The organism is Sphingobium sp. ZW T5_29 (assembly GCF_044987515.1).
GTDB lineage: Bacteria > Pseudomonadota > Alphaproteobacteria > Sphingomonadales > Sphingomonadaceae > Sphingobium.
This window is the reverse complement of sequence record NZ_JBJDRM010000002.1, coordinates 234504-246808: the sequence shown is the minus strand read 5'-3', so window position 1 is coordinate 246808 and position 12305 is coordinate 234504. Positions and strand designations below refer to the sequence as shown.

The following is a 12305-nucleotide window of genomic DNA, read 5'->3' as shown; positions in this document are numbered from 1 at the left end:
CCCGTCCAGTTGGATCGATCGAAATGGCGTAGCGCACCAGCTCAGCCACTATCAGCCGATCATCGATGAGATGCAGCAAATTCAGCGGGAAATCGACGACCTCATCTCCGGCATGGAAAGCTCCGATCGTGACCTGCGCGACAAAGCGCGCAGAGCGATAATCGAAAGGCGCGACAGGCTGACCGTCATCGGAGACGACATTGCCGGCTGGAATGCGGTCGCTGCCGATGACACACGGCGCGCGGCGGGAGAGCTAGTGCAGGAAATCGACAGGCTCGGTTCCGCATGCGCCGAAATCTGCCTGATCGTCGCGCTCCATGAGGAGCATATCAGGCTGTTCCTGGATACCAGCAATCTGCCGGATGACCGCAGGCGCATTCTGAAAGGACCGCCGACCCTCACCCAGCAACAGGTGATGCAGGATGCAGCCGAGGCCGATGACGCCCCCATCAGTCCCACCCGGGCCCAGGCATGGTCGTGGATCGACAGCCAGGCGCGATTTCATCGGAGCTGGACGGATAGCGATGGCTGGTTCGTATGGATCGACCCGGAAGGTCATACGCACCGGCTCAGCGGCCCGTTCGCTATCGAGCGGAGGCTCGTCGCTACTTTCAGGAAACTGGAAGGAATGAGGGAAGATCTGTCCCGATCCGAAACAATCGAGGCTCTCTACATGATAGTAGAGCGGGCAATCGCTTCTTTGGAACGGATGACGAGCCTAAAAGCAGATCTGGAACGGTTTGATCGCGATGCTGACTCGCGCGATCTGGCCGCGTGCAAGACCTATGCCTCTTACTGGCGATCAAAAAGGAATACTTCATGACCGCACACTATGATCCAAACTATGGCGAGCGTCTGTCTCAATCTCAGAAGATAGACCTCTCCGATGCCTTTGATGGCCTATTGGTTACGGGCGATAAGGTCGTCGAAAGGTTCGAAGCAATCGGCCGCATAGACATTCTCCACGCACTCGATCTGCAATCGGCGGTTACACCGCAGGAGCGGGCCCGGCGCCTGCAAGCGCGCGTGACCCACACGAATCGCATGACCTGGCCGGGTCTGCGGGACGAGTTGCATGGCCAGCACAAGGTGGTGACGGATCTGTTCGGCGCCCTGCGCGCCGCGCCAGATGTCGTGCCGCCCCCTGATCCGGCAATCGTAGCGAAACTCTGGCTGATGAAGGGCTTTGGCAGGGAGGGCAATATCATCACCCTCTATGGCGTGCCTGTTCCTGCCAGTGAGGCGCAGCTGCGCTATTTCGTCGTGCTGCGATACAGGCCGCTCTTCAGCCCGCTTGCCGATCCGGCCCGCATCTATCGCGGCGACGTCGGTTATGATCGTGCCCACACCACCGATGTGTTGCAGGCGAGGATCATCCTGGTCAGCACAAGCAGCTATCTCGAATGCATGATCTGGTTGCAGAAACAGTGCTTCGATCTCTTCGTCGCTATCTGGCTTCGCCAGATTGACAGAGCGGACATGCTGATCCGGCAAATCGCTCAGAAAGATCTGCCGCCCTGTTATGAGCGCAGCCGCATCAGGAACAGGGCGATCTGCCTGCGTATCTCCTGCGGCATCATGAACGAATATGAACGCGGCTTCGATCTGCTCTTTGCCCTCCGCGCCGACCTTGGCGTATCGCACAATTCCGTCCGGCAAGCTTTGCGATCCTCTTCGTCGATGAGCCAGGTCCGGTCCTCACCGGATGCTACCTCGAAATTTGTAGCAGGCGCCGCCGCACACGCCCGCGTCCTTCACCCAACGATGAACAAGGAGGCGCCGAAGGTTGATCGCGATCGCACCCATGCACAGGTGGACAGCGCCTTTACGCATAGTGCGCTTTTTACCGGGCGAAACCCCCGCGTGCGGCATGGCAATGGCCGCAACGGTCGTCCCATCCGGTTCTATCGCGGGGTGGAACCCGCGATGATCCTGCCGGTGATGCTGATCCAGATGGTCGAGACCATGGCGGCTCATGAGGGGTCTTTCTGGATGCGCGGCGTGCCCAAAAATGCGGGCAAGGCCTACCGCATTCCGGATCAGCGATCATCCGACGTGATGAGCCTCGCCACGATCATGGCCATCCCGATCTGCCTGCCCAGCGCCCGCGCCATAGCGGGAGGCGCTGGATCGCAGGATGACGTTCGGTGGACGCGGGAAATTGTCCACAGTCTCCTCTCTCCTTCGCTCAATCAGGCGGATTTCGACCAAGACGAGCAATGGGATGATATGGACCGGCGGATGGCGACCGGCGAGAAGGCCAGCAAGTCCGTCGATCCGACGGATGAGCAATTCGCCGACCGCTTCAAGAGCGCGTATGGCGGTGCGCGCGAGCGCGCCCGCCACTGTGCCCCATCGGCAGGAGAACCCGGCTGGACGCAGGGCTTTCGGTTCGATGCCTGGTGGAAACCCGACGCCGAACTGCATTTCCTGCGGCGTTGCAGCCGGTTCCTGCAATATGATCCGGGTCAGGCGTTGAAGGCTAAGGCATGGAGCGTGCCAATGAGCCGCGTACCGCATCCCTCCGGGCGCCTTATGTCACCGGCGGACTGTTTCACCGGCCTTCCAGCACAACATCCGCTCGAGCGCGTGCAGGATCTCTTTCGGCCCTATTTCACAATGGTGCAGGTGCCGGACCGCATGGCGTCTCGCCACGGCGCGACGCTCTATCGCGAATGTCTGATCCGGGAGATCGCCGCGCTGCTCCCGACTCTCAATCCCACGACAGATGATCCCTTTCTCTACGAGATGGTCTGGCGTGAAGAGATGATGGGACGGAAAGGATCAGAGCGGCGACGGAAGGCTGAATATAGGCAGGCGATCGCCGTGGAAGGCGCGTGGAATTGCTGAACGGCAGCCTACCTCGTTCCTGAGTCAGGGAGTCTTAAGATTCGAATCAGTGACAATCGGATTCCCACGACCTGATCGCGCTCATGCGATCGGCTCGCGGGTGACCAGGCCGATGACTTACAGCAATGATAAACAGCCGTCCTTTCTCGACAAGGACAATGAGGGCGTAACCGGAAGGAACGGGAACGTCGCTCCCATGTCCTCGCCGGATGAGGATGCCCTGCATGCCGATGCGGAAGCCTTCGCATTCGAGCTAGCCAAGCATTCGGCCGCTCTGGCCGCAGCGAACGCCGAGGACGCCGAGGACGCCGATCCTGGCAATTACACGGAGCAGTTCAAGCCTGCCCCGGAAGTGCCCGGAGAAATTCTCGTCTCGATCGACGAGATCGGCGACTGGGAATATCATCTTCGCGCCTATTCGCCAAAGCACGCCGAACATGCTTCCGCGCTCGCGGTCACGGCGGATAATCCCCTGTCCTTCCGCCCCGTCGAACTGGTGGAGAAGGGTGGCCGCTATCACCTCAAGAACGGGCGTTACATCCTTGAGGCTATCAAGGCCGCGCACCCCGGCGACGAGACTATCCTGATCCGGGCGGTCGTGTTTCCCGGCACGGAGGAGGAAGCCGTGGTCGCCATGTGCGACGATGTGCTGGGCTCGGCTGTCGCCACGAAGATGGAGATGGCCCATGGCCTGCTCAACCTCCAGCGCGCCTGCGGCATCAGTCAGATCGCGCTGGCCGAACGCTATGCCGGTCTCAACGAGCACAAGGTCAGCCGCATGCTCATCGGTGCGCGGCTCCAGCAGGACTTTCCTATCCTCTTCGACCTCCTCGAAGCGCCGCACAAGGCTCCGATTTCCTATGGCGTGACCGTGAAGGGGGCGCTGCGGAGCTTGGGGGAAGCGGAACTTCGGCGGACACTCGATATCGCCGAGCGCGCTGTCGCCGAGGGCATCCGTTTCAAGCCGACAGAAGCACTCGAACTGCTCGGCATCGTGCCGATGGCCAGCGCTCCCACCGCCCAGCGCAAGCCAATCAAGCCGATCGAAAGCGATGATATCCTTGGCCATGATGAGCAGCCGGTCGGCGCTCGCGAAAGGCACACCGACAACATCGAGCGTCTGCGCCTGCCCGACATTGCGGGCATGGGTCGGACGGAACGTGAGGCGGCAGCCGAGGCCTTCATCGTGGAAATTCGTCGCCACTTCCGCCTGGCCTAAGAGAAAAGGCAGGCTGGGCAGAGACAGGAGCGTGGACAAGCGCCTTCAGAAGAATGGCTCGGTCGCCGGCCGCAAGGCCGCCGCGCGCGGAAAATCCGTGCGCGGCGTGATGCGTCCCATTCCGATCTACAGCCAGTTCCCTTCTGACTTGCCTATTGCCCGCGAAGAGATTCAGATGGTGCTGGCGGCACTCGGTCCTGACCTTGCTGCCCTGTTTTCGGAGGATGGATGATGAAGCGTGGCCGTGGATCCAGAGGCAGCGCCAAAATGCGGGCCTATGTCTACCTGCGGTTGAGCGTCGACAAGGAGGATGGGAAGGCGCAGAGCATCGAAGCACAGCGCCATGCCATCGAGGCCTATGCCCTGAGAAATGGCATCGAGATCGTCGAGGAATTCGTCGACAGCGGTATGAGCGGCCAGTCCGATAAACGTCCAGCCTTCAATCGGATGATCGCGCAGGCAACCGACGGCACCAATCCCGTGGGCATCGTGCTGCTCTACCGTCTTTCCCGCATGGCGCGTAATATGCGCATCTTCTTCAATGCACTGGATGGTCTTGCCGACGAGGGTGTCGAAGTCGTTTCTATCACCGAGAATTTTGGCGAGGGACGCGCCAAGCGTCTCGGACAGACCTTCACGGCTTTCGTCGCCGAACAGGGTGCTGTCGAGGCATCCATCTTCACCGCCAAGAGCCGACGGGAGAATGCGCGCCAGGGTTTCTATAATGGCGGCCCGGTGCCCTTTGGCTACGAGACGTACGTCGCCAAAAAAGACGGCGACAAGGAGCGGATGAAGCTGCGCGCAGTGCCCGCCGAGGCAGCGGTGGTCGATCAGATTTTTGACTGGGCCGACATGGGGCGTGGCGGACGTTGGATCGTCAAGGCGCTCAACACGCGTGGCACGACGCTGCGCGGAGCCAAATTCTCTAACGGGAATCTTGCAGGGATCCTGAGCCGCATCACCTATACCGGAGTCTATTACGACAAGACCATGGACGATGACGGCAATGCGCCTGATCCGGAAGACTGGATCGCCGTGCCATGCCCGCCCATTATCGATCAGGCCCGATTCGACCGTGTGAACGCGCTACGTGCCTCTCGCAATCCGCGCCGCAACCCTCCACATATTGTTGCTGGCACCACAATGCTGACCGGGATCGCGAAATGCGGAACGGCAGGATGTGCCTGCGCCATGACGATCCGCACCGGAAAAGGTGGACGATACAGCTATTATGTCTGCGCCAACCGCGTGAACAAGGGACAGACTTGCGCTACCCCAAGCATGCGACGGGAAGTTCTCGACGACCTCGTGCTGGACACCGTGGAGAAGCAGTTGCTCGCGCCTGGGCGGCTGCAATCGCTTCTTGCCGACGTGCTCAACCTCTCCGACCAGAAGCGCGTGCAGCGGGAGCAGGAACTTTCTCACGCCAGAGCCGAGCAGACCCGCCTGAGGACAGCCATTGAGCGCTTGCTCATCCTGGTGGAAACCGGGCAAATGGGGCCACGCGATCCCATTTTCGCCAAGCGGATGGACGAGAATCGATCAGCGCTTGCTACGGCGACCGTGCGCATCGATACCCTAGAGACGCAGCTTGCGAAAGGATCGCGCAAGATTACTCCAGCAACGATCAGTAGTTTTGGCGAATTGCTGTCAGCCAAATTGCGCGACGACGACGCGACGCTGCGAAAGGACTATCTTCGGATGCTGGTGTCTGAGGTCACCGTTTCCAATGCACAGATCACCATATCTGGCCCGAAGGCCGTGCTGGAGAATGGTATCTGCAACGGCGTCCCGCGTCTGATGGGCACGGTGCCCATCTTTGACCGGGAATGGTGCCGCTTACAGGACTCGAACCTGTGACCCCCGCATTACGAATGCGATGCTCTACCAACTGAGCTAAAGCGGCGTTGGTGGGGCAGATAACAGCGGATGATGCGCAGGACAAGCGGGCAATGCATTCGTTCGGACCATCTTTTCGCCGTGCCGAATGATCGCCGTCCCAGGCCTTCGGTCATCTTCACGGCATGTTTACCATCCCATGGCAGTGTCGATTCTCAGGAAAAGCTTATTCTGGGCTAAGGACCGACCCAATGGACACTCTGCGAGGGCATGACATCGTCAGCGAGCCGGACGATTTCGATCATGTCGGCGACGCAGCCATCGAAACCCCTGCGGCCATCGGTTCGGACGAGCGCCGGATGCAGGTGCGCGCCTATAATTATTGGGCGTCGCTGCTGGGGGATCGGGCTTTGCCCTCGATAGAGGATTTGTCGCCCGCGGAGTTGGAGGATTTCGGTCCGAACAGCGTATTGCTGGATTTCAGCGCCGGAATCGACAATCCCGCCATCGTATATCTGGGCACGGCACTGCGCCGGGAATGCGCGATTACAGGGCCCATTCAGTTCATCAACGACGTGCCTCCCCGGTCGCTCGTGTCGCGGCTGACCGACCATTATCTCCAGATCATCGCGAACGCCGCGCCGATCGGATTTGAAGCCGGCTTCGTCAACCAGCGTGGGGCAGACATATTATACCGCGGCATATTGATGCCCTTTTCGTCGGACGATGAAACGATCGATTTCGTCTTCGGCGTGATCAGCTGGAAGGAATTGGCCAGCAACGAAGTTACCGACGAGATTGGGCGCGAAGTGGACGCAGCGTTGCGCACTTCCGCTGCCCCCGGCGCGGTGACGCCGATCTGGGCGGACGGGCCAGCCGCAGATGAGGATGACGGCGGCACGCTGGACCTTGCAGGAATGGAAAGCCCTGCCGCCGACGCGCCGTTGGCCGACTGGCTGGCACTGGCCCGCGACGGCGTGGAGCAAGCGCGCACCAGCGAAACTCGCAGCCATACGGCACTCTATCGCGCCATCGGGCTCGCCTACGACTTCGCGCTGGCGGCTGAAGCATCGCCGGACGATTATGCCGAAATATTGAGCGACGCCGGGATCAAGGTCCAGGCGCGCAGCCCTCTGACGGCGGTGGTCAAGCTGGTCTTTGGCGCGACCTATGACAAGACCAGGCTTACCGAATACGCCGCCGCGCTGGATCATGCAAAGGCTGCTCAACTCGCTGTTGGCACCTTCGCCGACTATCTGGCCCGCTATGACGGCGGCCTTAAGGCGCTGATCCGCGACGAACGCAGCCAGCGCCGCAGCAGTGCACCCGCTCGTCCCGACCGCAAAGCAACAGCACGCGCCGCGATGAAGGCGGCTGCTGTTATCGACCCGGTCGCCATCGCCACTGATGTCGATGGGCTGGCGGTGGTAATCACGCGTCGCGAGGCGGACGGCACACTCGCCATCGTGGGAGTCTTGCCGGACGGTTCCGACCTCGGCCAGCGTGTCATCATGGCCGCAGCAGCCTGAACAGGCCGCGCAAGCCGCATCTTTATTCTAGCCACAGGCAACTTTATTGCCATGCCGGGTTGAGCCTCCAGCCCGGCTGACGCATATTGCCGCTTGCCGGAGGAGGCAGCGCGGCATCCGCAAATCTTCTCCGTTCCAACATAAGCGGGCCAGACCCGCCGGGAAGAGGTTGTGAATGACGGCGTTGGCAGACTCCAGGTCCAAGCAGGTAAATCGTTCCATCCTTGATGCGCTCAAGGCCGCCCTGGCCAAGGGAACGATCCCCGGCGAGGGTGAGGATTTCAGCCCTGAGATCGCAGCCGCCGCAGCGGATTTCCTGGCGCGCGCGGCACAATTTCGCAAACCCGGCCAACTCGCTCTAGCGGTCGAAACCTTGGGAGAAGGCGCGACCGGGCGCTATATGCGCATCGCCATAATCAACGACGATATGCCGTTCCTGGTGGATTCCATCGCCAACGCCCTCGCGATGCTTGACATCACTATCTATCGGCTGCTGCACCCCGTCCTGTCGGTGGAGCGCGATGAAAAGGGCCAGTTGAGCGCCGTCTTGGATGATGACGAACCGGGCGCGCGCCGGGAATCGATGATCTATATCGAAGCAGACCGCGTCGATGCGAAGGGTCGCCGCAAACTGGAAAAGCAGTTGCGCGAAACTTTGACCGATGTCCGCGCGGCAGTCACCGATTGGCCCCGGATGCGGGAGGCGATGGCCCATGACGCTGACACCGTCCCCGATGGCGAAGGCGCGGCCTTGCTGCGATGGTTTCTGGCGCGTCATTTCACGCAGATCGGGCATGAACTGCGGCTGCGCGACGGCTCCGCCCAGGCGCCCTTGGGCATATGCGCGCGGCAGGACACCCCCTTGTTGGCGGCGGCATCGCGGGATGCAGCTTTCACCTGGTTCGAAGAAGGCAAGCGCAGCCCGCTCATCATCAAATCGAACCATGTGTCGCGGGTGCACCGGCCCATCCTGCTGGATCTGATCATCGTCCCGGTTAGGGAAGGGAAGCGGGTCGTAGCACTGTCCATCCACGCGGGCATGTGGACCAGCGCCGCGCTGGCCGCGACGCCTGACAAAGTGCCGCTGCTGCGATCCGCCCTTTCGGAACTGATGGACAAGTTCGGATTTGATCCGGCAGGCCATGCGGGCAAGGTGCTGGCCCACGCGTTGACCGCCCTGCCCCACGACATATTGATCGGCTTCGACCATGACACGCTGGAGCGGCTGGCGCTGACCTTCATGTCGCTGACCGACCGGCCGCGCCCCAAATTGGCGCTGGGGACCAGCGCGCTGGCGCGGCATCTCTACGCCTTTGCCTGGCTCCCACGCGAAGAATTGACGACGGCGCGGCGGCTGGCCGTGCAGGACATGCTGTCGCAAGCGGCGAATGGGCCGGTCCTCAGTTGGTCGATCGCGCTGGAGGAAAGCGGGCTGGCGCTGCTGCGCATCACGCTCGACCTGCGCGACGGGGGCGTGGTGCCGGACGAACTGCCGCTGGACCGGCAGTTGAAACAGATGGTGCGCGGCTGGCTGCCCGCTGTTGAGGAGGCGCTCGCCGAGATGGAGGAGCCGGGTCGCGCCGCTGCTCTGGCGCAACGTTTCGCGGCGGGATTTCCGCTGGCCTATCGCAATGGCGCAGGCCCCGCCGAAGCGGCAATCGACATCCGTTTGCTACACGGGTTGTCAGGCCCGGGCGACAAGTCGATCCGCATCTATCGCAATGGCGAGGATGAAGCGGAAAGGCTGCGTCTCAAACTCTACAGCCATGACGTGATCGCCCTGTCCGAAGTTGTGCCCGCCTTCGAAAATTTCGGGTTCCGCGTGATCGACGAGATGACGACCGCCGTGGATGGCGGGGCACTGGGCCATGTCCAGCGTTTCGTCCTGGAACTGCCTGCGGGCAGCGATGCGGATCCGGTGATCGCCCGCGCATCGGTCGTCACCGAAGCCATCGCCCAGGTGCTGGAAGGCCGGGCGGAAAACGACCGGTTCAATGAACTCATCGTCACCGCGGGGCTGGCGCCGCGCGCGGTCGTCCTGTTCCGTGCGCTATTTCGCTATCTGCGCCAGACCGGCATGGCTTACAGCATGGCGACCTTTGCCGAAACATTGCGGCGGGAACAGGCGGTCGCGCATGATCTGGTGACGCTGTTCGAAGCGTTGCACGACCCTGCTATCAAGGATGGGGCCGACCGCGCAGCCAAGGCGCAGGCAGCTATCGACGCGGGCCTGGAAAAGGTGAAGGCCATTGACGAGGACCGGGTGCTTCGCCTGCTCCGTGCCGTCATCACGGCGACCCTGCGGACCAATTTCTTCAGCGACGCCGCCCAGGAAGCGCTGGCGTTCAAGCTGGACAGCGCCCAGGTTCCGGGGCTGCCCGCTCCGCTGCCGTGGCGCGACATCTGGGTCTATTCTCCGCGTGTCGAAGGCATCCACCTGCGCGCTGGTCCGGTCGCGCGGGGCGGACTGCGCTGGTCCGACCGACGCGACGATTTCCGCACCGAAATATTGGGCCTGATGAAGGCGCAGCGGGTCAAGAACGCCGTCATTGTGCCGACCGGAGCGAAAGGCGGATTTTACCCCAAGCAGCTTCCCGACCCGCAGCGTAACCGCGAAGGGTGGATGGCGGAAGGCACGGAAAGCTACCGCATCTTCATCCGCGCGCTGCTGTCCATCACCGACAATATCGTCGCGCAAAAAGTCACCCACCCGCCCCACGTCCGCATCCATGACGGCAATGATCCATATTTCGTCGTCGCAGCCGACAAGGGGACAGCGACGTTCAGCGATGTCGCCAACAGCATCGCGCTGGAACGCAATTTCTGGCTGGGCGATGCCTTCGCCAGCGGCGGTTCCCATGGCTATGACCATAAGGCGATGGGCATCACGGCGCGCGGCGCGTGGATCAGCGTCAGGCGGCACTTCGCCGAACTGGGCGTGGACGTGCAGAGCGAGCCGGTGACTGTGGTCGGATGCGGCGACATGTCGGGCGACGTGTTTGGCAACGGCATGCTGCTTTCTAAATCCATCAAACTGGTCGCGGCCTTTGACCACCGTCACATCTTCCTGGACCCCGACCCCGATCCCGCAAAATCATGGGAAGAGCGGGCAAGGCTGTTCGCACTGCCGCGATCAAGCTGGGATGATTATGACAAGTCGATCATCTCCCCAGGCGGCGGCGTCTACCCCCGCACGCTCAAGCGCATAACGCTAAGCCCGCAGGCACAGGCGATGCTGGGCGTGACGGAGCCTGAAATGGAGCCGACGGCGCTGATCGCGGCCATCCTGAAAAGCCCCAATGACCTGCTGTGGTTCGGTGGCATCGGCACTTATGTAAAATCGGCTTCACAAAGCCATGTCGATGTGGGCGATCCGGCCAATGACCGGCTGCGCATCGACGCGGAGGATCTTCGGATCAAGGTGGTCGGCGAAGGGGCGAACCTGGGTGTCACTCAGGCGGCCCGCATCGCCTTTTCCCTGCGCGGCGGCCGTATCAATGCCGACTTCATCGACAATAGCGCGGGCGTCGATTGTTCGGATAATGAGGTCAATATCAAGATCGGGCTGAACAAGGAAATGGCTGAGGGCCGCCTTTCCTTCGCCGCCCGCAACAAGCTGCTGGAAAGCATGACGGATGCCGTGGCTGACATCGTTCTGGAAGATAACCGCTTGCAGGCGCTGGGCCTATCCATCGCCGAAGCAGGCGGGGCTGCCGAACTGGCAAGCTATGTGCGCCTGATCGAAACGTTCGAGGAAGATGGTCGGCTGGACCGGCGGGTAGAGGGGCTAGCGGCCAACGACCAGTTGTTGCGGCGGGGACAGGACGGACTGGGGATGACCCGACCCGAACTCGCTATATTGCTGTCGACCGCCAAGCTGACGTTGCAGGACGCGATTGAGCATGGCGGCCTGGCGGCTGATCCCAGCATGGCGGACGAACTGGCCGCCGCCTTTCCGCCCGCGATGCAAAAGAAGGAAGCCGATGCGATCGCGGCCCATGCATTGCGCAAGGAGATCATCGCGACCAAAGTCGCCAATCGCGTCATCAACCGGCTGGGCCTGATCCACCCGTTCGAGCTGGCGGAGGAGGAAGGCTGTTCCTTGGCCGATCTGGCCAACGCCTTCCTGATCGCGGAGCGGCTCTATGACATTGGCAGCCTGTGGGCCGACATAGACGCAGCGGAGATGGCCGAAGGCGCACGCCTTGGCTTGTTCGGCGAAGTCGCCAACGGCATGCGGGCGCAGATCGCCGACATATTGCGCAGCGTAGCGTCGGGCACCCTGCCCGGCCAGGGCCACGCGATCCTGGCCGACGGCGTGGGCAAATTGGCCAACAGAGTCGATGAATTGCTGACCAGTGAGGCGGTGCGCCGCGCCAGCGCCGTGGCGGATCATCTGCTGGCTCGTGGCGCACCCGATGCGCTGGTGCGGCGGACTGTCGGCCTGTTCAAACTGGACGGCGCAGTCGGCATCGCCGCGTTGGCGCGCCGCCTGAAAGTCGATGAAGTCGACCTCACCCGCGCTTTCACCCATCTGGGCGAAGCGCTCGGTATCGATTGGGTGCAATCGACCGCCGCCCGGATGACCCCTTCCGACCCATGGGAACGGCTGCTGATTTCCGGCGTCGCGCGCGACATGCAGCAGGTGCGGCTGGAATTTCTGGCGCAGGCGAGCACGAACGATATTAGCGCTCATGTCGAACGCTGGTTGACCGAAAAAGCCTCACGGGTCGCGCAGTTCCGCGGACTGGTGCGGCGCGCCCGCTCCGCACCGCTCGCAAATGTCGCGATGCTGGCGGAGGTTGCAGGCCAGGCGCGCGGCCTTCTGGGGCGCTGAGGTGGCACCCTTTTCCAGCCTGACCGCATAT

The 12305-nt window shown here is 62.1% G+C and carries 7 protein-coding genes and 1 tRNA gene; 7 read left to right on the top strand and 1 reads right to left on the bottom strand.

Going from position 1 to position 12305, the window contains the following annotated elements:
- The first annotated feature begins 70 nt into the window (after window positions 1-70).
- The 5 genes from ACI3KQ_RS02505 (at window position 71) to ACI3KQ_RS02485 (ending at window position 5929) form a co-directional block, all read left to right on the top strand.
- A complete protein-coding gene (locus tag ACI3KQ_RS02505) occupies window positions 71-823 on the top strand; it encodes a hypothetical protein (RefSeq protein ID WP_404954459.1) in 753 nt (250 codons plus the stop codon).
- A complete protein-coding gene (locus ACI3KQ_RS02500) occupies window positions 820-2850 on the top strand; it encodes a hypothetical protein (RefSeq protein WP_404954457.1) in 2031 nt (676 codons plus the stop codon). Before ACI3KQ_RS02505 ends, ACI3KQ_RS02500 begins: the two co-directional genes overlap by 4 nt.
- A gap of 112 nt (window positions 2851-2962) precedes the next feature.
- Window positions 2963-4069: a hypothetical protein gene (locus tag ACI3KQ_RS02495; protein WP_404954456.1), complete on the top strand. Its 1107-nt coding sequence runs from the start codon at window positions 2963-2965 to the stop codon at window positions 4067-4069.
- 31 nt (window positions 4070-4100) lie between these two features.
- Window positions 4101-4301 carry a hypothetical protein gene (locus ACI3KQ_RS02490; RefSeq protein WP_404954454.1) on the top strand — a complete coding sequence of 67 codons (201 nt, stop codon included), beginning with the start codon at window positions 4101-4103 and terminating at the stop codon, window positions 4299-4301.
- Window positions 4298-5929: a recombinase family protein gene (locus ACI3KQ_RS02485; protein WP_404954453.1), complete on the top strand. Its 1632-nt coding sequence runs from the start codon at window positions 4298-4300 to the stop codon at window positions 5927-5929. Before ACI3KQ_RS02490 ends, ACI3KQ_RS02485 begins: the two co-directional genes overlap by 4 nt.
- On the opposite strand, the gene ACI3KQ_RS02480 is transcribed toward ACI3KQ_RS02485, so the two are convergent.
- Window positions 5900-5975, bottom strand: a tRNA-Thr gene (locus ACI3KQ_RS02480). The two genes, ACI3KQ_RS02485 and ACI3KQ_RS02480, sit on opposite strands and share 30 nt — an antisense overlap.
- 184 nt (window positions 5976-6159) lie before the next feature.
- On the opposite strand from ACI3KQ_RS02480, the gene ACI3KQ_RS02475 reads away from it, so the two are divergent.
- Window positions 6160-7437, top strand: a complete 1278-nt coding sequence (locus tag ACI3KQ_RS02475; RefSeq protein ID WP_404954451.1) for a hypothetical protein — start codon at window positions 6160-6162, stop codon at window positions 7435-7437.
- A 175-nt stretch (window positions 7438-7612) separates the two neighbouring features.
- Window positions 7613-12274, top strand: coding sequence for an NAD-glutamate dehydrogenase (locus ACI3KQ_RS02470; RefSeq protein WP_404954449.1), 4662 nt, complete (start codon window positions 7613-7615; stop codon window positions 12272-12274).
- Window positions 12275-12305: the final 31 nt, after the last annotated feature.

What these genes read in the sequence shown, in the direction of transcription:
- ACI3KQ_RS02505 (WP_404954459.1), top strand. Translation starts at nt 71, where the DNA reads ATGCAGCAAATTCAGCGGGAAATCGACGACCTCATCTCCGGCATGGAA.
- ACI3KQ_RS02495 (WP_404954456.1), top strand. Translation starts at nt 2,963, where the DNA reads ATGACTTACAGCAATGATAAACAGCCGTCCTTTCTCGACAAGGACAAT.
- ACI3KQ_RS02500 (WP_404954457.1), top strand. Translation starts at nt 820, where the DNA reads ATGACCGCACACTATGATCCAAACTATGGCGAGCGTCTGTCTCAATCT.
- ACI3KQ_RS02470 (WP_404954449.1), top strand. Translation starts at nt 7,613, where the DNA reads ATGACGGCGTTGGCAGACTCCAGGTCCAAGCAGGTAAATCGTTCCATC.
- ACI3KQ_RS02485 (WP_404954453.1), top strand. Translation starts at nt 4,298, where the DNA reads ATGATGAAGCGTGGCCGTGGATCCAGAGGCAGCGCCAAAATGCGGGCC.
- ACI3KQ_RS02475 (WP_404954451.1), top strand. Translation starts at nt 6,160, where the DNA reads ATGGACACTCTGCGAGGGCATGACATCGTCAGCGAGCCGGACGATTTC.